This window comes from Luteolibacter arcticus, assembly GCF_025950235.1.
Taxonomy (GTDB): Bacteria; Verrucomicrobiota; Verrucomicrobiia; order Verrucomicrobiales; family Akkermansiaceae; genus Haloferula; species Haloferula arctica.
Genome location: NZ_JAPDDT010000003.1, coordinates 142,517 through 164,200, shown reverse-complemented (window position 1 = coordinate 164,200; position 21,684 = coordinate 142,517). Strand labels below are relative to the sequence as shown.

General features: G+C 63.1%; 20 protein-coding genes and 2 tRNA genes. 14 read left to right on the top strand and 8 right to left on the bottom strand.

Features of this window, described 5'->3' with window-relative positions:
- Positions 1-70: 70 nt before the first annotated feature.
- The 3 genes from OKA05_RS08985 to OKA05_RS08975 form a co-directional block, all read right to left on the bottom strand.
- Positions 71-382, bottom strand: a complete 312-nt coding sequence (locus OKA05_RS08985) for a hypothetical protein (protein ID WP_264486795.1) — start codon at positions 380-382, stop codon at positions 71-73.
- 2 nt (positions 383-384) lie between these two features.
- On the bottom strand, positions 385-726 hold the full coding sequence (locus tag OKA05_RS08980; protein ID WP_264486794.1) for a hypothetical protein: 342 nt from the start codon (positions 724-726) through the stop codon (positions 385-387).
- Positions 727-835: 109 nt separating this feature from the next.
- Positions 836-1,039, bottom strand: coding sequence for a hypothetical protein (locus tag OKA05_RS08975; RefSeq protein ID WP_264486793.1), 204 nt, complete (start codon positions 1,037-1,039; stop codon positions 836-838).
- A gap of 119 nt (positions 1,040-1,158) precedes the next feature.
- On the opposite strand from OKA05_RS08975, the gene OKA05_RS08970 reads away from it, so the two are divergent.
- On the top strand, positions 1,159-1,809 hold the full coding sequence (locus OKA05_RS08970) for a S24 family peptidase (RefSeq protein WP_264486792.1): 651 nt from the start codon (positions 1,159-1,161) through the stop codon (positions 1,807-1,809).
- 4 nt (positions 1,810-1,813) lie between these two features.
- On the opposite strand, the gene OKA05_RS08965 is transcribed toward OKA05_RS08970, so the two are convergent.
- The 3 genes from OKA05_RS08965 to OKA05_RS08955 form a co-directional block, all read right to left on the bottom strand.
- Positions 1,814-2,599, bottom strand: a complete 786-nt coding sequence (locus OKA05_RS08965) for a hypothetical protein (protein ID WP_264486791.1) — start codon at positions 2,597-2,599, stop codon at positions 1,814-1,816.
- 63 nt (positions 2,600-2,662) lie between these two features.
- A complete protein-coding gene (locus OKA05_RS08960; RefSeq protein WP_264486790.1) occupies positions 2,663-3,892 on the bottom strand; it encodes a tyrosine-type recombinase/integrase in 1,230 nt (409 codons plus the stop codon).
- A gap of 125 nt (positions 3,893-4,017) precedes the next feature.
- Positions 4,018-4,092, bottom strand: a tRNA-Gly gene (locus tag OKA05_RS08955).
- 159 nt (positions 4,093-4,251) lie between these two features.
- On the opposite strand from OKA05_RS08955, the gene OKA05_RS08950 reads away from it, so the two are divergent.
- Both OKA05_RS08950 and OKA05_RS08945 read left to right on the top strand, forming a co-directional pair.
- Positions 4,252-5,160, top strand: coding sequence for a class I SAM-dependent methyltransferase (locus OKA05_RS08950; protein WP_264486789.1), 909 nt, complete (start codon positions 4,252-4,254; stop codon positions 5,158-5,160).
- Positions 5,157-6,575: an FAD-binding oxidoreductase gene (locus tag OKA05_RS08945; protein ID WP_264486788.1), complete on the top strand. Its 1,419-nt coding sequence runs from the start codon at positions 5,157-5,159 to the stop codon at positions 6,573-6,575. Before OKA05_RS08950 ends, OKA05_RS08945 begins: the two co-directional genes overlap by 4 nt.
- Positions 6,576-6,853: 278 nt before the next feature.
- On the opposite strand, the gene OKA05_RS08940 is transcribed toward OKA05_RS08945, so the two are convergent.
- A complete protein-coding gene (locus OKA05_RS08940; protein ID WP_264486787.1) occupies positions 6,854-10,090 on the bottom strand; it encodes a S41 family peptidase in 3,237 nt (1,078 codons plus the stop codon).
- A gap of 122 nt (positions 10,091-10,212) precedes the next feature.
- Between OKA05_RS08940 and OKA05_RS08935 the strand changes: the two genes are divergently transcribed.
- A complete protein-coding gene (locus tag OKA05_RS08935) occupies positions 10,213-11,568 on the top strand; it encodes a right-handed parallel beta-helix repeat-containing protein (RefSeq protein ID WP_264486786.1) in 1,356 nt (451 codons plus the stop codon).
- Positions 11,569-11,681: 113 nt separating this feature from the next.
- Here the strand turns inward: OKA05_RS08935 and OKA05_RS08930 are convergent, their stop codons facing one another.
- Positions 11,682-12,164 (bottom strand): DUF3592 domain-containing protein, encoded by a 483-nt coding sequence (locus tag OKA05_RS08930; protein ID WP_264486785.1) that lies wholly within the window; start codon positions 12,162-12,164, stop codon positions 11,682-11,684.
- Between the two features lie 167 nt (positions 12,165-12,331).
- On the opposite strand from OKA05_RS08930, the gene OKA05_RS08925 reads away from it, so the two are divergent.
- The 10 genes from OKA05_RS08925 (at position 12,332) to OKA05_RS08880 (ending at position 21,107) form a co-directional block, all read left to right on the top strand.
- Positions 12,332-12,408, top strand: a tRNA-Met gene (locus OKA05_RS08925).
- 147 nt (positions 12,409-12,555) lie between these two features.
- Positions 12,556-12,717: a hypothetical protein gene (locus OKA05_RS08920; RefSeq protein ID WP_264486784.1), complete on the top strand. Its 162-nt coding sequence runs from the start codon at positions 12,556-12,558 to the stop codon at positions 12,715-12,717.
- Positions 12,671-13,465, top strand: a complete 795-nt coding sequence (locus tag OKA05_RS08915) for a hypothetical protein (RefSeq protein WP_264486783.1) — start codon at positions 12,671-12,673, stop codon at positions 13,463-13,465. The genes OKA05_RS08920 and OKA05_RS08915 overlap by 47 nt, the downstream gene beginning before the upstream one ends.
- A 408-nt stretch (positions 13,466-13,873) precedes the next feature.
- Positions 13,874-14,119, top strand: coding sequence for a hypothetical protein (locus OKA05_RS08910; protein WP_264486782.1), 246 nt, complete (start codon positions 13,874-13,876; stop codon positions 14,117-14,119).
- 143 nt (positions 14,120-14,262) lie between these two features.
- Positions 14,263-14,643, top strand: a complete 381-nt coding sequence (locus OKA05_RS08905) for a hypothetical protein (RefSeq protein WP_264486781.1) — start codon at positions 14,263-14,265, stop codon at positions 14,641-14,643.
- Positions 14,644-14,647: 4 nt separating this feature from the next.
- Positions 14,648-16,003: a type II toxin-antitoxin system MqsA family antitoxin gene (locus OKA05_RS08900; RefSeq protein WP_264486780.1), complete on the top strand. Its 1,356-nt coding sequence runs from the start codon at positions 14,648-14,650 to the stop codon at positions 16,001-16,003.
- Positions 16,004-16,053: 50 nt separating this feature from the next.
- A complete protein-coding gene (locus OKA05_RS08895) occupies positions 16,054-16,329 on the top strand; it encodes a hypothetical protein (RefSeq protein WP_264486779.1) in 276 nt (91 codons plus the stop codon).
- Positions 16,330-16,386: 57 nt separating this feature from the next.
- The gene (locus OKA05_RS08890) at positions 16,387-17,169 is read left to right on the top strand and encodes a TraB/GumN family protein (RefSeq protein WP_264486778.1); all 783 of its coding nucleotides are present in this window, start codon (positions 16,387-16,389) and stop codon (positions 17,167-17,169) included.
- A gap of 52 nt (positions 17,170-17,221) precedes the next feature.
- Positions 17,222-20,389, top strand: coding sequence for a type I restriction endonuclease subunit R (locus OKA05_RS08885; RefSeq protein WP_264486777.1), 3,168 nt, complete (start codon positions 17,222-17,224; stop codon positions 20,387-20,389).
- The gene (locus tag OKA05_RS08880) at positions 20,379-21,107 is read left to right on the top strand and encodes a M48 family metallopeptidase (RefSeq protein WP_264486776.1); all 729 of its coding nucleotides are present in this window, start codon (positions 20,379-20,381) and stop codon (positions 21,105-21,107) included. Before OKA05_RS08885 ends, OKA05_RS08880 begins: the two co-directional genes overlap by 11 nt.
- The last annotated feature ends 577 nt before the right edge of the window (positions 21,108-21,684 follow it).

The window sequence follows — 21,684 nt, the reverse complement described above, 5'->3', positions numbered from 1 at the left end:
TTACCCGGCCGGCCTAGGCGCTCCGCTCTCCCTCCCAAAAGGGCGGGCGCGGGCCGACCGGGTAGAGCTGTCAGGAAAGGACGAGTTCGAGGTTCGACTGGTCGTAGGATTCGCGGACGACGATGGCGGCGAGGTGCTCGCCGGTGTGATGGGTGAGGACGGCCGCGGCTGCGCGGTAGACCTGGGCCTTTTCCGGCGCGGAGGTGGTGAAGAAGCCGGCGTGCTGACGGAACTGCCGCAAGGCGCGGGCGGGATCCGAAAAGAGGCGGACGATCTGGGCGGCGTGACGCCAGCCGAGGGCGGCGGGGGTCATGCCGGCCGTGCTTTCTTCATCGGCCTTGGCTTCCATGTCGGCGATGGCAGCGGTGAGGTCCGGGCGCATGGTCATTGGCCGCGCCCTCCCGGTTCGTATTGGCAGAGGCCGGGCTCGATGTCCGGGAGATTGGCGATCAGCCAGAGGCGATCGCGGTCGCCCCAGTCGAGGACGTGGGCGATGGCGTGGTAAGCGAGCGGGAAGTGCTTTTCCTGCAAGGTGAGCACCACGTCGCCAAAGGCGCGGGTAAGGACCGGCTTCCGCGGGTATTCGTAGCCGGTGAGGGCGACGATGTGGATGGCAGCGCTGAGAGCGTCGAGCTCACCGGAGCAGATGCCGGCAAGGCAGCCCTTGCCGAGGTTGTCTTTCAACCACGGGATGAGGGTGACGGAAACGGGAGCGTTCTTGGCCATGGAAGGTTAGGCGTTGGGAGACTTGGAAAAAGAGGGGGAGGTGCCCGGCCGGTGTGTGTGAACCCGTGACCCTACCCCGCGGTAGATCACGGACCGGCCGGGCGTTTGGTCAGGCGGCGTGGGTCGCCTTGGGATCGCTGGTGAGCTGGGCGAGCAGGACGTCGAGGCCCCGCTCCACCGACATCCGGAGGACGTCGGATTTCTTGAGCCCGGTGGCCTCCACCGCCTCGGCGACCTTGGTCTCAAGGGCCGGCGTGAGCTTCAGCGGCACCGGGTTGGAGAGGTTCCTTGTGGCTGGTTTCGTGTCGGACATGGAGGAACGGTAGTAGAATCTACTACCCGCGCAACAAAAAAGGTAGCAAATCTTGCTACCGACTGTATTAGTTAAGCATGCCTAACGATAAATCCCCTCCACCGCCTACCCCTACGACGGTGAAATTCCCACAGTCGACCATGGACAAGCTGGATCTGGCGGCTGAGCTAACAGGTTTGCCAAAACAGGAGCTGATCCGCTTTTGCACGGCGATCGGTCTTGAGGATTTGAAGAAGGTGGGCTTCGACCTGGCGAAGCTGGTTTCCGATACGGCGCGGCCGGAACTGGTCAAGCCGGGGGCGGTGGTTCCTTTCGAATCCAAGGTGGCGGAAGAGCCCGCAAGACGGACTATCGATCTAACAGACGGCCCGCGGGCATGGGTGGATTTCAAGGGCGGTCTGGCCGCGGGTGCGCCGATCGACGGGGATCTGGTGGAAGAGCCGATCCCGTCTCTAAAGCAGTGGCCGGACGATCACTATGCGTTGCGGGTCTTCGGCCGCTCGATGGAGCCAAAAGTCCGGGATGGTGCGCTGATCATCGTGAAGGCGTGGCCAACGGACAAGGGGACACCCAGGAAGGGCACACTCGTGGTCTATCACGACGGGCACGGGGCCTCGCTCAAGGAATTCGGCTATCGCAAGGCGGAGGCCGGCGAGGAAGGAGACAGCTTCGGCAATGTGGCGGTGTTGCGGTCAATCAACAAGGCCTTCCCTGACGTGCAGATGCTGGAGGGCGGGAAGATCGAGGCAGTGCTGGTGGATGTGCTCTAACACCTCACCAAAGCTCCGACTTCTCCCATTTCTCGCGATAGGAGGGAAGGACCTTGGTGGTATCGAATGCCCGGTGAAAATCGATCTCGTCGTGATTCTTCCAGTTGATCCGAGCTGCTGCTTCCCGATTTACAGATACCACGACGAGGCTGCCCTCTGACTTGTTCCCAAGCCCGTCCGTTAGAGACGAGAAGACGCCGACGGTGAAGTCGGACACTTGCAGCCCTTCGGGGTGGCAATAGGCGGCGAGCTTCACGATGCCGCGCTGAATGCCCGCCGGCGAGCCGCTCTCGTCGGTGATATTGACTTGGATGGACCACGTCTTGGATTTCGGGTCCTGCCAGGCGGTGGATGACTTGAAGCGCTCGCCGTAGAGGGAGCGGGCGATTTCCTCGACCTGCGCTTCTACCGATTTTGGATGGTAGGGGACAGTGGCGGCTTTGGCATCGGCCTCGCGCTTCGCTTTGGCGGTGGACTCCTTCTCCCGCTGCTGAGTGGCAGCGGCAGCAATTCGGGCGTCACGATCTGGATCCGGCGCGGGCTTGCTCGCTTCCGCGGCCTGTCTGGCGGCCTCTGGATCGACGGGAGGGTCCGGCTGCTGTCCGGCCGCTTCTTCGACCTCACGGGCCTCCCTTTCGGCTCTGATGCGGGCCTTGTCCTCTGGAGAGGTGAGCATCCAGCCAATGACGGCCAAGCCGACAAAGCCCACGAACAGGCAGCCGACGATGATGAGGCCGATCTTGAGGCACCCGGATTTCTTCGGTGCGACCGGCAAGGGAGGCGTGGCCATGGTGCCCACGGTCTAACTCTTCGCCCTGCCGGTGCGAAGAAAAAATGAGGGGGGTGGGTATGCTCAAGCCATGGCGATGATGTTGCCGTCTGCCGTGGGCGGGCGGATGGCCCAGAACTCCGCGCCCTCGGAGCGCGGGCGGGAGTTGAGGTAGTAGCGGCGGAAGGTCTTGAAATCGACGTGGCCCATGTTCGCGACGAGCGTCTCGACGGAACCTTCCTCCCCGCGGTGGGCGGCTTCCCACATCGAGCCGTAGGTGTGGCGCGAGATGTCGTGTCCCCACGGCACGAGCTGCTTCCACTTCGCCTCGTCGCCGATCGTCGCGCCTGGTGTGGTGTGAAAGCCGTAGATGAGGCGGCGCCGGCGCTTGGCGAAGTTGTCGGGAATGATGCTGCCTTTCTTCCTCATCCATGCGCGCATCCATTGGCGGAGAGCGTCCTCGATGTGAACGTGGCGGGTGGGATTGTCGTCGGTCTTGGTGACACCGACCTTGAGGTGGCCTTCCTTCCAGTCGAAATGCTCAAAGCGGACGCGCTTGGCTTCGGAGTCGGGGCGCAGGCCGGCGAAGTAGCAGGTGGCGAAGTAGGGGACCATCTCGCGGTCGTGCTCCCACGCTGCTGCCAAGAGCCGGCGGACCTCGGCTGGCGACGACACGGGCACCGCCTTCTTCGCGTCCTTGGCGCCGGGGAGATCGGAGAATGGATTGATAGGATGGACCTTTCGCGCCGCAGTCAGCTCGAAGATCGAGCGGAGCATGCCCATCTGTTGGTTGTAGGTCGTGGGGCCGGGCTTGTCGGCCTTCTTCCACTCGGCGAGCCAGTCGCGCCAGAAGCTTTCGTCGAGAACGGAGATCTTCTTGGGCTCGACCTCGTGGAGGCGCTTGCGGAAAGGCTTCCAGCGCTTGCCCAGGTATTGGGGTGACCAGTTCTTCTGGTGGTCCTTTTCGAACGCATCCAGCAGGGAGGAAAGGGTGGGGGACTTGCTGGCGGCATCCAGCTCGGCCAGCTTCGTCGCGCAGAAGTGCTCGAGGCCGTGGAAGCCGTATTCCATCACGACGTCATTCCACTTCACGGCGGCACGCATGAGGTCGGGGCTGATGTCCTTCGCCCGGTCCTTGAAGTGGTCCAGGCCGGTCTTGAGCTTGTCGGCGTAGTCGATGGCCTCCTGTTCCTCTCCGCGTGCCCAGAAAAGGCGGCGTCTCGCGCCGGTCGGGGACAGCCTTGCGGGGATGGAAAGCACCCACTCCTGGCGGGACTTGTCGAAGCGTGGTTTAAGCGTGAGCTTGCGGCCCATGGGTGGAGAACAGGTTGAAAACGGGCGAATTGACGAGAAAAATAGTGGCACATAGTGGCACTATAAAGGCACTAGCCCGGGCACGAAAAAGGCCGCTTGATGCGGCCTAAGTCGTTGATTGAAAATGGAGCGGGCGATGAGATTCGAACTCACGACATCCACCTTGGCAAGGTGGCGCTCTACCACTGAGCTACGCCCGCGTCGCGAAACGCGTGCGCGCTTTCTACATGTGCTCCCCACGTGGGCAAGAGAAAATTTGCATCAAACTTTCGGCACGCCCGGGAGCATTGGTAAATGCGATGTTCTACGGCGGCCTTTCGATGCACACCCCGGCGGTTTCCCTGCGTTGAATCGGTCGCTTGAATCCGGATTCCCCCAGTGACACCGCCACCTTGATTGCCCGCTGCGTTCTGCTGTCGGCCAGCGTCGGCGGGCATGCTCCGCTGCTGGCCTCGGGCGAGGAGGAGGCGGTGGGCGGATTTCTAGGCTCGCGGGCGCGGCGGGGCTGGTTCGCCTTCATGGCCCGGTATCGCTGGACCCGCTGGTGCCTGATGGCGGCGGAGCGGGTGCTTTTAAACGGCATCTCCGCCCACTACCTGGTCCGGAAGCGCTGGATCGAGCGCGAGGCCCGGCAGGCGCTGGCGGGGCACGGCACCCGGCAGCTCGTGGTGCTCGGGGCCGGCTACGATTCGCTCGGCTGGCGCCTGTGCCAAGAGGACCGGGAACTGCGGTGCTTCGAGCTCGATCACCCGGCCACCCAGCGGTCGAAGCGAGGCGCGCCGGGAGCGGCGGTGGCCTTTCATCTGCTGCCGACGGACCTCGCCGCCGAGCTGCCGGAGGCGATGTTGGCGAAATGCCCGTCCTTTGATCCCGAGCGGCCCGCGGTGGTAATCGTCGAGGGGCTGACGATGTACCTGGAGCCCTCGCGGGTCGCCGAGTTGCTGGCCTCCTGCGGGCGGATCGCGGGACCGCGGGGCTGTGTGATCTTCACCTTCATGGAGCGGGCGGATGACGGCTCGCTCGGCTTCCGCGGTGAGAGTTCGTGGATCCGCCGCTGGCTGCGCTGGCGAAAGGAGCCCTTCCGCTGGGGCTGCACGCGGGCGGAGCTCGATGGCTTTCTGAAGCCCCTCGGACTCATCCCGCGTCTGCTCGCCGATCACGAAACGCTGCGCAGGGAGATCCTGAATCCGCGCGGTGCCGGTGAACTTTCGCTCGCCCGGGGCGAGTGCCTTTGCCTCTGCGAACCCATTCCCCTTCTGATACCATGACCGATGACCTCCTCTGCAACGACGTCCACTCGCGGCTCAATCCGGTGCGGGTCGCGCAAGTTCACCGCCCGCGATCCGGGGCCGAGGTCGCGGAGCTGATTCGCGATGCGGCGCTTCACGGTCGCGAGATTTCCATCTGCGGTGCCCGCCACGCGATGGGCGGCCAGCAATTCGGCGAGGGTACGCTGCTGTTAGATTGTAGCGGGCTGAAGGAGCTCGGGGAGGTGGATCGGGAGCGTGGCGTGGTCGAGGCAGGCGCGGGGCTGATGTGGCCGGAGTTGATCGCCAGGCTGCACGCCGCTCAAGAGGGCCACTCGCCGGTGTGGACGATCCGCCAGAAGCAGACCGGGGCCGATGATTTGACCCTCGGCGGTGCACTGTCGTCTAACATCCACGGCCGCGGGTTGCGGATGAAGCCGTTCATCGGGGATGTGGAAGCCTTCACGCTGGTGGATGCCGCGGGCGAGTTGCGGCGGTGCAGCCGGGAGGAGAACGGGGAACTCTTCCGGCTCGTGATCGGGGGATATGGGTGCTTCGGCGTGGTCACCTCCGTGGCGTTGCGCCTGACGCCGCGGATCAAGGTGGCGCGCCGGGTGGAGGTGACGACACTCGATCGCGCCCCCGCCGAGATGGCGGCGCGGATCGCGGCGGGCTCACTTTACGGCGACTTCCAATTCTCGATCGATGAATGCTCGCCGGACTTTCTTCATCGCGGGGTGCTCTCCACTTACCAACCGGTCGAGGAGGATCGGGAGATGGAGGAGGTCCGCACGCTCGGCGCGGATGAATGGAAGGAGCTGATCCGCCTCGCCCACACTGATCGCGCACGGGCCTTCCAGATCTACACGAAGCACTACCTCGGCACCGATGGCTCGCTGTATTGGTCGGACACGCATCAGCTCGCCGTCTATTTGTGCGACTACCATCAGGACCTCGATTGCTGCCTGGGCGCGGCCACGGGCACCGAGATGATCACCGAGCTGTATGTCCCGCCCCACGCTCTAACATCTTTCATGAAAGCCGCGGCGGCGGAGCTGAGGCCGCGCGGGGTGCCGGTGATCTACGGGACCATCCGCTGGATCCGGCGCGATGATGAATCCTTCCTCGCTTGGGCGCGCGAGGATTATGCGTGCGTGATCTTCAATCTCCACGTCGAGCACGACCGCCGGGAGCCGGCGGTGGCGGCATTCCGCGCCTTGATCGATTTGGCACTGTCGTTTGGCGGGACTTATTTCCTGACGTATCACCGCTGGGCGCGGCGGGATCAGGTGGAGCGGGCGTATCCGCAATTCCGGGAGTTCCTTGAAGCGAAGGAGCGGTGTGATCCGGAGGGAAGGTTTCAGAGCGAGTGGTGGAGGCACTACCGGGAGATGTTTGCGGGGGAGGTGGCAGGGAAGAAGCTGGCGATCTGTTAGGGAAAGAGATCGACAACGAAACGAGCGAAAATGACGAAAGGAAAGGCAGGGGGATCGAGAGCTACTGGGAGCGCGGAATTTATTCCGCCCGTAGGATAGGTTCGCCCGGATTGCCGGGCGGAATGAATTCCGCGCTCCCAGTAGCGGAACGACTTCGTCGTTCCGGCTGGGTGCGGTCCGCAGCGGCAACTCGCTGGCTTTCACCCCACGACACCCGCACCCCGCCGGAAGGACGAAGTCCTTCTGCTACAAGAAGCAACGCACCCGCTCGCGTCCCTTCACTCCTTTGTCTTGTCTGGCCGTGGTGGCGGCTGGGGAACGGGGCGGGGGTCCTTTTGGATGAGCTCCTGCAGGTGCTTTACCGCGGCTTCGAGCTGGGTGTCTGTTCCGCCGAAGGTGGCGTGGGGGAGGTTGTCCACGGTGACGTCGGGCTGGATGCCGGTGCCCTCGATGAGCCACTCGCCTTCCGGGCTATAGACCCCGATTTCCGCGGCGGTGCACATGCCATTGTCGATGAGCCAGCCTTGGGCATTCAGCCAAATCTGGCCGCCCCAGGTGCGGGTGCCGAAGACCTTGCCGAGGCCAAGGCGGCGGAAGCCCTCGGAGAACGCCTCGCCATCGCTGGAAGTCCACTCGTTGCACAGGACCGCCAGATGACCACGGAACGCGTACTGCATGTTAGAATACGGCATACCCGCCCGCGGCGACCAATGGAACCACGCCTTGCGCAAGAGGCGGCCGAGGATCCACGAGTCGGTATTGCCGCCGCGGTTGTGCCGCATGTCGATGATCAGGCCCTGCTTGTCGAAGACCGGATAGAAATCGCGTGCCCACTCCAGGATGCTCTCCGGCCCCATGTTGCGCAGGTGCACGTAGCCGATCTTCCCCTGTCCCAGCCGCTCGGTCTCGAGGCGGCGGGTGTATTCCCACTCCGCATAGCGCAGGTCGGCGGCGCTCTCGGGGGAAAGCGGTGTCACCAGCACATTGCGCCGCACGCCACCGACGGCGAGCACGTCTAACAGCACCTGCTGTCCTGCCTTCTGCGCGAGCCACTGCTGCGGATGCTCCACGCCTTTCAACTCATGGCCATTGATCGCCACGATCACATCGCCCTCCTTCACGCCCACGCCGGGCTTCGATAGCGGGCTGATCGCCCCCGGGTAATCGGGGTCGGTGGCATAGATGTGATCCACGCGCCAACCGCCGCTCGCGGCATCGCGGGAAAGCCGGCCACCCAGTGCCGACGGCTGGATCTTCTCCGGCCCCTCGCGCAGGTCGCCGAAACGCACGTAGATGTGCAGCGCGCTCAGCTCCCCTGACATCTCATGCAGGATCTCGCCGAGGTCGGAGCGATCCGCCACACGATTCACCAGCGGCGCATACTTGTCTCGCACCGCCACCCAATCGAGGCCGTGCATCTTCGGGTCGTAGAAGAAGTCCCTCAGCATGCGCCACGACTCCTGATAGATCTGCCGCCATTCTTCCTTCGGCTCGATCTCGAAGGTCCAGCGATCCAGTGGCACCGGCTTCTCCAGCTTCGCCGGGCAATCGCCGCCAGCGGGCACCACGTGGAAGGCATCGCCCTTGCGCAGCGCCAGCCACTTGCCATCGAAGGAAAGATCCCAGCCCTTGGTATCCTCGGCGAAGAGCTTCGGCTTCGCATCCTCATGGGAAATATCCAGCCGCATCAGCCGCGGCTTCGTGTCATTGCCCGGGGACTGCGTGTTGAAGAACAGATGCTTCGCGGTCGCGGCCAGGCCGGAGAGATTCCCGGAAACACCGGGCACTTCATAGAGGCGCGTGGAGAGGCCATCGGGATCGATCGCCACGACTGGCACCGGTGTGGGCTTGTCGCCATTCTTCTCGTCCTTCTTTTCCTCCTTCGGCTCCACCGCCACCAGCTCATCCGGCGGGGTGAAGGGGAATCGCCCGTTCTTTGTTAGAGCGAGCGCGTAGATGCGGGTGCTCTCGGTGAAGTAGGGTTCCGGCTGGCGCGGTCCCCACGGGCTTTTCACGAGAGACTTCAGCTCGCGATCGCTCAGAAAGTAGAGCCACTTGCCATCCAGCGACCATGCGGGCGAGAAGCTCATCACGCGGTCGCTGGTCGCCTCGATGATGCTGCCATCGGTGGCGCGATAGAGGCGGATGCGGCTGAAGGTATTCGCCGCCGGTTCCACGAAGGCAAGCCACTGGCCATCCGGCGACCAAGCCAGATCAGGGAAGCCACGCATCGGCGAGGTGCTGACCTTGACGGACTGCTTGGTTGTTAGATCGCGCACCCACAGCTCCAGGTTCTTGTCCTGCCACGCGAGCCGCTTGCCATCGGGGGAGGGGACCGGCGCGTAGCGGAAGATAGTGCCATCCTGCGTGAGTAATTCCGGCGCACCCACGCCATTGGCGGGCAGCTTCACCATCTCGATCTCGCCGGTCTCATCCGTCTGCGCGACCAGTGACTTGCCATCGGGCAGGAAGCTCGCTTCGCGGAAGCGAGTGCCGGGAGGGCGGGGGACTTCCACCAAGCGGCCGCCGGGCTTTACCGGAGCCACGAAGACACTGCCGCGCGCGGTCAGCACCAGCTTCTCGCCATCCGGCGAAACGCTGAAGCGCGTGAGGTAGTCGGACGGCTTCTTCACCCAGCGGTCGCGCGTCTGGTCGAAATCGGACGTCAGTGTCACCGGGATCTCCGCATCCTTCCCATCACCGGTCGTGAAGATCCGCAGCGTGCCCGCGTGCTGATAGACGATGCGCCCGTCGTGAAGGTCTGCGTGGCGGATGTCGAAGCCGGTGTGACTTGTCAGGGCCTTGGCATCCTTACCATCCGGCAGCATCGACCACAGGTTCATGGTGCCGCTGCGGTCGCTGAGGAAGTAGAGGCGGTCCTTCTCCCACATCGGACGCTTCGAGGTGCCCTTGAAGTCACCCGTTAGAGCGACGGCTTCGGCGGTGCCCTCGTCGTAGCGCCACAGGTTTTGCACGGTGCCGCCCTGGTAGCGCTTGGTGCTGCTGCCTTGGAAGGGGAGGCGGGTGAATATGAGGCGCTTGCCGGATTCATCGAAGTCCCCATCGCTCGCCTGCGCCAGTGGCAGCAGACTTTCCTCGCCGCTCACGGGATCGATCGCCACGAGCTGGTCATTCGGCAGCGTGGAGTGCGCACGGGTGGTCACGAGCACCTTCCCCGCGGGGGTCCAGCCGACCGGCCGGGCGGCCTCGCCGTGCCAGGTGAGGCGCTTTGGCAGGCCGCCCTCCAGTGGCATCACGTAGACTTCATTCGGCCCCTCATATTCGGCGGAGAAGGCCAGCCACTTGCCATCGGGCGAGATTGCCGCGAAGACCTCGAGGCCGGGATGGGTGGTCAGCCGCTGGGCCGCGCCGCCCTTCACCGGGACCTTCCACAGGTCGCCCTCGGCGGTGAAGACGACCGTCTCGCCGTGGATGGCCGGCAGGCGGAAAAAGCCCGTCGCCCCGTGGGCGGCGGCGATCAGGGTGGTAAGAACGAGTGCTCGGGGGATCAGCATGCCCGGGACATGCACGAAACCCGCCGCAGAGGCAATCCCGGCCGGTGCGCAACATCACCCGATCGGGAGAGTCGGAGAAAACAGGAAGATCGGGTATAAATCGTGCGCCCGTTCTGATTTACATGAGATTCCTGCTTCCACTGCTCCTCGCCACTGCGGCCCACGCGGCGACCTGGTATGTCGCGCCCGCGGGCGATGACCAGGCCCGCGGCGACCGGCCGCACCCCTTCGCCACCGTCCAGCGTGCCCAGACGGCGGCAGCTCCCGGCGACACGGTCATCCTGCGCGGCGGGACCTATGCGATGGAGGAGTCGATGATCGCCCGCCGCCAGCGGATCTGGGCCTACGTGACCCTGCTGAATAAAAGCGGCACGCCGGGCAAGCCGATCACCTACCGCGCCGAGAAAGGCGAAAAGCCCATCTTCGACTTCTCCGCGGTGAAGCCGGCCGGCCTGCGCGTCCATGCCTTCCAGGTGGATGGCTCGCACCTCGTGCTCGAGGGCTTCGCGGTCACCGGTGTGCAGGTCACCGCAACTCATCACACGCAATCGATCTGCTTCTCCAATACGGGCAGCCACAACCGCTACGAGCGCCTGCAGATGCACGATGGGATGGGCATCGGCTTCTACCTTTCCGGCGGTGCCAACAATCTCGTGGTGAATTGCGATGCCTGGAACAACTACGACTCCGTATCCGAAGGCGGGCGCGGCGGGAATGTCGATGGCTTCGGCTGCCATCCCGGCCGCCGCGACACCGGCAATGTCTTCCGCGGGTGCCGGGCGTGGCTGAATTCCGACGATGGCTTCGACTGCATCTCGGCGTGGGAAAGCATCCGCTTTGAGAACTGCTGGGCCTTCGACAATGGCAAGTCGCCCGAAGGCAAGAGCCTCGGTGATGGCAATGGCTTCAAGATCGGCGGCTTCGGGCTGGAGGCCGTGCGCGGGCTGCCACGGCAGATCCCACGGCACTCGGTGATCCGTTGCGTCGCCGCATCTAACAAATCGAGCGGCTTTTACGCGAACCACCATCCCGGCGGCGGCGACTGGATCCACAACAGCTCCTACAAGAACCGCGCGAACTTCAATTTCCTCGGGCGCGACTTCACCCAAGGTCGCGATGTTCCCGGCAGCGGCCACCACATTCGCAACAATCTCGGCTTCGGTAGTCGCAATGAGGTGCAGAACCTGAACCGCGAGGGCAGCCAGCTTGCGGGCAATCTCTTCGGCGAAGGCGAAGGAGTTACCGCGAAGGACTTCGTTTCGCTCGATGTGAAGCTTCTCATCACGCCGCGCCAAGGTGATGGATCACTGCCAGAGACCGCCTTCATGCGTCCCGTCGCGAAGGGCAAGATGGTGGATGCCGGCGAGAAAGGCAGCGAGCCCTTCACCGGCCGCGCCCCCGATGCCGGTGCGTTCGAATACAACGACGACCGCCGCGCCGCCGGGATCCTCCGGACAGAGAAGCGGGTGATCCGGTGAGGGATCCGCAGGGAGGAACCAGTCCTATAGGACCTATGAGTCCTATGAAGCAACGGTGAGGTCCGCTTCACCGGTGGCGCCCGCTGTCTCACCACCGCGCCTACAGAGATGCGTCACCTCCGCCACGCCCCGACAACGATCCCGATTCCCCCGACCACAAACAGCAAGGGGAACCACAGCGAATACCCCGGCGCCTTCGACTCCGGCTCCAGCACCGCGATTTCCGGCTTGGCGGGATTCACGCGGCATGGGTGCTGCGAACCCTCCGGATAGCGCTCGATGAAAATCTTCACCGCCTCCTCCTTCCCGACCCACGGGCTGCCACGCAGCTTCAGCAGATCGCTCTCCCGTGGGACGCCCTCCCAATGGTACCCATAGAGCAGCCCCAGGTGATACTCCAGCCGGCCATTCGGATCGATCTGCCGCTCCTCCACCTCCGAGCGCAGGATCACGCACGGCACCTGCGGCCAATGGTCCACCTCTCTCGCGCGCTGGAAGCTCCGCCACATCAGCCACGAAAAGATCCCGCCGATGACCGCGAGCATCAGCCCGATGATCGAGAGGTAAACGCGGGAACCCGTGGAGCGCTGCGGCATGCGTCCCCATACCCGCCGCCGCCCCGCACGCCAACGATTTCGAAAGGCCGGCTACCTCGCTTGTCCACCCCCGAGAAACAAAACCCGAAACCAACAAAAAATCCCTTGCACGGCCACGCGATCTGAATAGGGTGCCGCCCCGCACCGCAAGGTGCACCACACAAAATCGCGGGATGGAGCAGCCAGGTAGCTCGTCAGGCTCATAACCTGAAGGTCGTAGGTTCAAATCCTACTCCCGCCACCAATTTCAAAGCCCTGCAGGTCAATGACTTGCAGGGTTTTTTCTTGGGGTTTTCCGCGGATCTGAAAAGGACTGGAAATGCCAAAAAATGCCTCAAAACGCCTCGAATTGGGCATGCGGCTGGGCATGCACAGGAGGGCATCTAACATCGTGCTGCTAACGTTAGGCTATGAAGTGACAGGAGATGATCACGGCGGCCAAAACCGCAGCTTGGAACTGGCGGTTCGCTTCGGTATCGCCTTCTTTAGCACTACTACCTACCTCGATGAAACGACCAACCAAGAACGGCGGAATCTCAAGCCCGACAGCTAGGTCGTCAAAGGCGGCCGCCAAGAAAGGAGCACCTGATGAGGAGGGTGCCAAGACGAAGAAAGAGACAAAGACCGCTGCCAACAGGAAAGCAGCTGCTACCAAGGCGGCAGAGATGGCGGGCAAAAAGCGCGCGGGGAATAGTTTCGTCGCCAGCTACCCCGAAGTCTCGCCATTGGAGTTGGCGCAGCTCGTTGTTGCGATGGGGCTTAGTTCAGATCCCAAGGGAGGGCAGAAAGCGCTGACGCTCCTGGTGCGCTGCGATAACACCATCAAATACTTCCAAGGAGAGCGCGAACGCCTAGTGGACATTTACGCCAAATCCTATGCCGAAAGAATAGAGGGCATCCTGGCCATGGACTTGGATCTAGAAAGTCCTCAGCAGTTTTTTACGGTCAATCAGGTCTGGGCTCGATTGAAGCTCGACCCACTTGTAGTGGGAAAGGAGGAGATTCGTGGCGAGGCTCTTTGGACGGAGTTTTGTAGACAGGTGGGTCAGCGTCCTGGGTTTCAAATGGAGGCAATCGATGGCAGTGCGAGCGAGATTTATACCCTTGAGGAATTGCTCTCGATGCGTCGAAAATACTTAGAGTGGCGGGCCTCGACGGCGAAGGCTAATCAGAAACTGGGCAAGAATAACCTGCCGCGCCGCGGAAGGGGCCCGGAGGAAGAGATCGGCGGAGACGAGGATTACTCGGCTTCGGGCGACTCTCAATCGGGCAGCCCGTTTACGCGGCTACCAAAAGTCTAACTTCGGAGAGGTCACGGGGGCGACTCGGGGATCTCAGGCTCAGAAGGCGGAGTGCTGACCCAGTGTGGACCAGCTTCCGGAAATCTTTGCGAAGGACGGATCCACCGCTCGAGCCTGCAACAGCGGATGATGGCCCGCTTCTCGGAGTTCAGATCCTTCCGTTTTAGATCCAACGCACTGGGTCTATCGAAAGTGTCCAGGTGTCCGGCGAGGACCTATCACCAAAAAAAACTTACCATACGACCGAAAGTGCTTGGAGGTCGGTGGCGGCGGGAGATCAAAGAACTCGATCGTAATTGTTGGGTTGGTCGGTCCGGATGCGGGGGACCTAGAGGCTGGAAAAGGAGATCTCACGACGTCAGATCGGAGGACTGACGCCCAAGGGGCGGAGCACTGGCAGTCGGCATCGTGGAAGCCGATGGACGGGAACTGGTCAGTCCGCCGGGCTCCGTCGTGGACAAGGTCGTTCGCAAGCGCAAGAAGGGTGGCTCGGAGGTGACCTATGTTTACGTCGAGCTCCCCGACCGCCGCCGTCGGAGCCTGGAGACCATGGTGAGCAAGGTCGGCGTCGAAGCTGGTGCAAAGCTCGCGAGAAGCGGGCAGATTCGGAACGCCGAAGTCGCAAGAAAGCTCATGGGCGCATGGACAAGGTGAGGCCCAGCCGACGTCTTGCCTCGTCGACTGGACGTTCCGGCGGCCCACTTTCGCGAGGGTCAGGTTTTAGTGCTTTTTGACACCGAATTGAAAAAACCTGTTGCCCGAGGTGCTAAAAGGCACCAACTTCACCTCGCCGCCTGATGCCCAGCCTCCCCCCCCGGAAAGCGCCCGCCACCATCCGCAGGCAGATCGTCGATGCCCTGCGGGACCCCGGCAGGCGATTTCTGGACGCGAACTCCTCGTCGAGGAATCACCTGGATCGCTGGGGCCTCAAGGCAGACGGCTTCTTCGCCGACCTCGCGGACGGCCTGGCATCCGAGCTCCTCTTCCTGAAACCAAAGAACCAAGCCGCCCAGCCGCAACGCTACCAATGCGTTTTGGCTTACCCGCCCGGCAACTCCTACCCGGCGCTCGACGTCCACGTGACCCTGTCGCCAAGAGGGGAGCCGCCGCGGGTCATGGTTGCCGTCCATGAAAGCGATACGGTCCACACCTTGCCCCGAATCCCTGTCGATCCCTGATCCCATGAAAACGAAAAAGAAGCGCCCGCCGGTGCCCGAGGGCATCCCCTGCTTCGAGTGTGAAGGAGGAACGCTCCTGCCCGTGCTCCGCGACCACAGGACGGAGCACCCCAAGCTCGGCGTCGTCACGATCCCGGATGTGCCGATGCTGAGCTGCGAGTCCTGCGGCTCCACGGTGATCGGCGACGAAGGCAACCGCCGGATCGACGCCTTCCTCGACAAGGCGCTCAACGCCATTTCGCCCGAGGAGATCCAGGCCTTCCTCGAAAAGTACGGGCTCACCCAGAAGCGTGCGTCGGAGATCACCGGGCTGGGGGAGAAGAACATCTCGCGGTGGCTGGGCGGCCGGTCGCGGCCGTCGGAGTCGGTCAGCAATTTCCTGCGGATCCTGCTGGCGGAGGAGAGTGCTTTCGAGCGGCTCACCCGGATGAACTCTCCCGCGGTCACTCCACACACGCCGGCGGCCGTAGGAAAACAGGCTGCCGAGGAGGAGAAGACGATCCTGAAATGCGTCGATTACCCGGCGCTGGAGAGGATCGGTGTGGTGGCACCGACCCGGAGTCCGGCCGCGCGGCAGGCCGAAATGTGCCGGCTGCTGGGCGTCCCGAACCTGAGGAGCTTCCGGGACAAGGCTTCCGAAATGCAGTTGGCCATGGCCGCCTTCAAGGACACCAACCAGCACTCCAATCCGGTCAGTGGAGCGATTTGGATCGATCTCGGGTGCCAGGTGGCACGGACGATCGACGTGAAGCCCTACGACCGCGAGAAGCTCGTGGCGGCGGCCCGCCGCTTGCGCGGGCTGACGAACCGTCCCCTCGCCGGGGTGATCCCCGAGGTGCAGCAGATCCTTGCCGACGCCGGCGTCGCCCTCGTCTTCATGCCCTTGATGAAGCACTCAGCCTTCCGCGGATGCACGCGGCTGCTGGACCCGGGGAAAGCCGTCATAATCCACAGCCTCAAGTACCGGAACCTCTCGCAATTCTGGCTGATCCTGTTCCACGAGATCGCTCACCTGGTGCTACACATCCACGATGTCGGGGACGTTTTCGCGGAGTACGACGACCAGGCCGCCGATCCCCGGGAAACCGAAGCCGACGAGTGGGCCAGGGATACCCTCGTGCACCGGGACGTCCTGATGACCTTCCGCGCCCACCACGGGAAACCGGATGTGTCACAGCTCAAAAAGTTCGCGGATGAGCTGGGCGTGCATCCGGCAATCGCCGCCGAGGTTTTCAACCGGCGGGCGGAGAGTGAGGTCATCAACTACGCCCTTCTCCGGGCTAAAGGTCTGTTTCCAAATCTGTCGGAGAAGGACGCCGAGAAGCTCTGGCAGGAGTCCGGGAAGGCGATCACGGTCTGAGCGAAGGCGCTGGGAAGGACTTGAACCCCAGCATCTAGGAAGCATTTCAAATGAGAGATCCAGAGAAGCTTAAAATGATGATCGTGGATTACCTGAACGGTGTGATGAAGGGGTTCGAGATCGAGAATGCTTCCAACGAAGGTCGAAATGCGCTTCTCATGGAAGAGGTCCACGACGCACTGAGAAGCAACGACCACGAAAGGGTGACCGCTATCCTGCCTGAAATAGCACTCGTGTCTCAGGCCGGTGGCTACACGCGAGGCCGCTTCGAGTTGGTCGCCGGCTTGGTAAAAGTGATCCAGCGTTGGGATCACGACCCGACGTAGGGCACTGCCCTCGGTGTGAAAACGCCCCTAATTCACCGTTAGCCAAAGAAATAAACGATGCTCTGGACCATAGACGGCACACCTCACCGGATACTCGGCTCGATCCACGTCCTGCCTCGGGATGTGGAGATGCCGGAATGGGTTTCGCGGGCACACGATGGTGTCGGGAGGATTGTGTTGGAGGCCGACGCGACCGCGACCGACAAGTTTCTGGAGGTCGGGATTGATCGGTCCGGGGCGCACCTTAACTTTCCTGGTTCGCGGGCTCTTTATCAACAGGCGGCCGAGATCCTTGCTGCTGCGGGCACGGCCATTCCATTTGACGGAATGCGCCCGTGGCGAGCCGCGCTTTTTGTGGCCTTTCGGCTACAGTCGGCGGCGCTGGGGATTTCGCCAGAGAAGGGAGTGGAGCATGCTCTTCGGCAGATTGTGGCACAGCGCGAGTTGCGGATTGCATTTCTCGAGGAGCCGTCACGAGCGTTCGATATTTTTGACTCAACTGTAGAGGCGGACGGCGGCACAGCTTTGATGGAGCGCCTCGTCAGAGACCCGGGCCTGGCCGAAAGAGAGCTGGTTCGGACCATTACAGCGTGGCTCCGCTCCGACCTCACCGACCTTGCCGCCATCCAAGCCGAGCGGATCAGCCAATTCCCGAGGGTCTTTGAGCCCCTCTTCAATGGCCGGAATCTTGAGTGGCTGCCCAAGGTCATGGACATGGTCCGCGATGAGACCCCAACACTTTTCGCTGTCGGTGCGATCCACACCGTCGGCCCCGCAAGCTTGCTCGCTCACCTCCAACGGAACGGCATCCCATGCACCTTGCAAACTTCCAACGGCTAACAAGTCATGGAAAGGTAACCGCCGTTCGGCGGTTTCTTTCAATTCTAACGCTATGAGCGACATCGGCCAAAAGGAGATCGAGACCCAGAAGCGGGTGATCGCGAAGCTCAGCAAGCTGGGCTGGACCTACGCCGGGAACTGGCGGCAGCGGCCAGGCAACCGGAACATTGAGGCCGGGATGCTGCGGGAGTTCTTGGAAGGTAGAGGAGTGCCGGAGAAGCTCATCATCGGTGCCGGTCACCAACTCGACCAGGCGGCGTACCACACGGGGCGCAGCCTCTACGACCGCAACCGCGCCGTCTACGACCTGCTCCGCTACGGGGTGAAAGTGAAGCCGGACGCCGGCGAGGCGAACCAGACGGTATGGTTGATCGACTGGGTCAACCCGCGGAACAACCACTTCGCCATCTTCGAGGAGGTGACGGTGGCCGCACCGAATCCGAAGGCCTTCGACAAGCGGCCGGACGTGGTGATGTACGTCAACGGTATCGCCCTCGGCGTGCTGGAGCTGAAGCGTTCGTCCGTCTCGGTCAGCAACGGCATTCGCCAGAGCAGGGACAGCCAGAAGAAGGAGTTCATTGAGCCCTTTTTCTCCACGGTGCAACTCGTGATGGCCGGCAATGACAGCGAGGGGCTGCGCTACGGTACCATCCAGACCACGGAGAAGTATTTCCTGACCTGGAAGGAGGACGGTGAGGAGGACAACCCGCTCGACCGGGCTCTCGGCCAACTCTGCACGCCGGAGCGCTTCCTGGAGCTGATCCACAACTTCGTGGTCTTCGACGCGGGGATCAAAAAGCTCTGCCGTCACAACCAGTATTTCGGCGTGCGCGCCGCACAGGCCCGGATCGCCCTGCGCACGGGAGGGATCATCTGGCACACCCAGGGCTCCGGCAAAAGTCTGACCATGGTCTGGCTGGCCAAGTGGATCCTGGAGAACCGGACGGACTCCCGGGTGCTCATCGTCACCGATCGGACCGAACTGGACGATCAGATCGAGAAGGTCTTCAAGGGGGTCAACGAGAAGATCCGCCGCACCCGCAGCGGCACGGACCTGATCGCCGTGCTGAACGACACCGGCCCGTCGCTGATTTGTTCCCTCATCCACAAGTTCGGAGGAAAGAGCAGCGACGATGAGGCGGAGGGGGACATCCAGGGCTACATCGAGGAACTCAAGAAGTCGCTGCCGCCGGGCTTCCATGCAAAAGGGGACCTCCACGTGTTCGTGGACGAGTGCCACCGCACCCAGTCCGGCAAGCTGCACGAGGCGATGAAGATTCTCCTGCCCGGTGCGATCTTCATCGGCTTCACCGGCACGCCACTGCTGAAGGCGGACAAGGGGACGAGCGTTGAGACTTTCGGCTCCTACATCCACACGTACAAGTACGACGAGGCGGTGGCGGACGGGGTGGTGCTGGACTTGCGCTACGAGGCCCGGGACATCGACCAGCGGCTGGGCTCCCAGGAGAAAATCGACCAGTGGTTCGAGGCCAAGACCAGCGGCCTTACCGACTTGGCCAAGGCGCAGCTCAAGCAGCGCTGGGGAACCCTGCGCGAGGTGCTCAGCTGCAAGGACCGGCTGGAGAAGATCGTGGCCGACATCGTCATGGACATGGCGGAACGGCCGCGCCTGATGGACGGTCACGGCAACGCCATGCTGGTGTCGGACAGCATCCGCAGTGCCTGCGGCTTCTACGAGCTGCTGGAGAAGACCGAGCTGAAGGGCAAGTGCGCGATTGTCACCTCCTACAAACCCTCGCCGAACGACATCAAGGGCGAGGACAGCGGCGAAGGCCTGACCGAGAAGCTGCGGCAGTATGAGATCTACCGCCGGATGCTGGCGGAGTGGTTCGACGAGCCGGAGGAGCGCGCGATGTACCGCGTCGAGGAATTCGAGAAGGAGGTGAAGGAGAAGTTCATCGAGGAGCCCGGGCAGCTGAAGCTGCTGATCGTCGTGGACAAGCTGCTGACCGGCTTCGACGCGCCGTCGGCCACCTACCTCTACATCGACAAAAAGATGCAGGACCATGGCCTGTTCCAGGCGATCTGCCGGGTGAACCGGCTGGACGGCGAGGACAAGGAATACGGCTACATCATCGACTACCGCGACCTTTTCAACAGCATCAAGGATGCGGTGAAGGACTACACGTCCGGCGCATTGGAGGGCTACGACAAGGAGGACGTCAGCGGCCTCCTCAAGGACCGTCTGGGTAAGGCCAAAGAACGTATGGAGGAGTCCCGGGAGGTCGTGAAGGCCCTCTGCGAGCCGGTGCCGCCGCCCTGCGACGAGGAAGCACATCTCCGCTACTTCTGTGGCGACGGTTCGGGCCCGGTGGCGCTCAAGAACACGGAGCCCGCCCGCCTGGCACTCTACAAGTCGGTGGCTGCCCTGCTCCGCGCCTACGCCAACATCGCCAACGAGCTGGCCGAGGCCGGGTACCCGGCTTCCGAAATTGCCGTGATCCGGGCGGAGGTGATCCGATTTGAAGGCCTGCGGGACGCGGTCAAGATCAAGAGCGGCGACTACATCGACCTGAAGCGCTTCGAGCCGGCGATGCGGCACCTTATCGACACGTACGTCCGCGCGGAGGACAGCTCCAAGATCTCAGCGCTCGACGAGTTTTCGCTGGTCGACCTGATCCTCAAGCGCGGGATCGACGAGGCTGTGGAGGAGCTGCCGGCGGGACTTCGCAAGAAGCAGGGGGCGGTCGCGGAAACCATCGAGAACAACGTGCGCAAGCTGATCATCGACGAGACTCCGGTGAACCCGAAGTACTACGAGCGGATGTCGGAGTTGCTCGACGCCCTTATCGTCCTGCGCAAGCAGCAGGCGATCGAGTACCGGGAATACCTGCGCCAGATCGAGAAGCTGGTGACAGACGCCAGCAATCCATCCGGGGCGGGTGGCTATCCCAAGGCCGTGGCGACCTCTGCCCAGCGCGCGCTCTTCGACAATCTCGGCCGCGACGAGGACCTCGCGCTGGCGGTCGATGCCGCGGTGCGGGTCAACCGTCAGGACGGCTTCCGCGAGAACCCGGTCAAACGCCGCAAGGTCCGGCTGGCGATCGAGGGGGTGTTGAAGGACTTCGGGCGGCTGGCTGATCCCGCCGCGAAGCCGGTCGTGGGCGGCATCCACGAGGATGGGGCCGAAGCGAGCCCTGCCGGCCGGGCGGAGATCGAGCAACTGGTCGAACTGGTCTGCCGTCAGCATGAGTATTGAGCCCCACCAGATCGTCGTCAGCGGCATCCCGGTGAAGATCGAGCGCAAGCGGATCAAGAACCTGCATCTGGGGGTCTATCCACCGGACGGCCGGGTCCGTGTGGCCGCGCCGCTGGCCGTGGGCGACGAGGCGGTCCGTCTGGCGATCATCGGCCGCCTGGGGTGGATCAAGCGGCAGCGCGCGGCCTTCGGAGGGCAGGAACGGCAATCGCCGCGCCAGATGGTCGGCGGGGAGTCGCATTATTTCCTCGGTCGCCGGCTGCGGCTGCGGGTCATCCCCGAGGACGCCTCACCCCGGATTGCCCTCAAGGGGCGGACGATCCTGGAACTCCGGATCCGCCCCGACGCAGGGCAGGAAGAGCGACAGAAGGTGCTCAACGCGTGGTATCGTGCCCGGCTCCGGGAGCGACTGCCGGCGATCCTCGCTCAATGGCAGTCGGTGCTTGGCGTCCAGGCGAGTGACTGGGGCATCAAGCGGATGAAGACCAAGTGGGGTTCCTGCAACCCGGTCGCCCGCCGCATCTGGCTCAATCTTGAGCTGGCGAAGAAGCCGGAGATTTGCCTGCACTACCTCGTCTGCCACGAGCTGGCCCACCTGATCGAGCCGAGCCACAACGACCGCTTCGTCGCCGTGATGGACCGGGCCATGCCGCAGTGGCGGACCCACCGGAAGACGCTCAACACGTCGCCCCTGGCGCACGAGACGTGGGAGTATTGAGGTGGAAGTTTCAGCAGGCGCAGATGAGCAACCAACCGGAAGGGGAAGACCGGCGCACTCCATTTGAGAAAATGGACGACCTAACGTTTTTCCTTCAATTCTTCGAGGGTAATTCGGAGGAAATCGGGCTCTCCGGTTCCTCGAGACATCCGATGCACTTTTGCCTTAAACGGCAGAGCGAAACGCCCTTCTTCGCTTTCGATGACCGTGCCGATTTCAAGTTCCTGACCCTCGTGGTATCTAATGGAAGTACCAGTGATAACGAAGTCCTGTCGTCTGGGTTGGTCGCTGCTGTCCACGCTCTAAACTATCGGGGACCACTCGCGCCGTCGATCTCGAATCGTCGCCCCCGCAAGGTGGACGAGTGAAAACTCGAATCCTATCCGCCCTGGCGGCCTCGGCCGCTTTCCTCATCTGCTCGGGGGGCTCGACCTCTCGGGAATCATTGACCTGCTGCCGGCCCGGGTCGCCACCGGCTTTGCAACGGCGCTGCCGCTGCTGGGCGGCGTGGTTCATCTGATCAAGGCGTTCGGCGACTTCCTCGAGACGGGAAGATCTACGACTCGTTCAAGTCGTT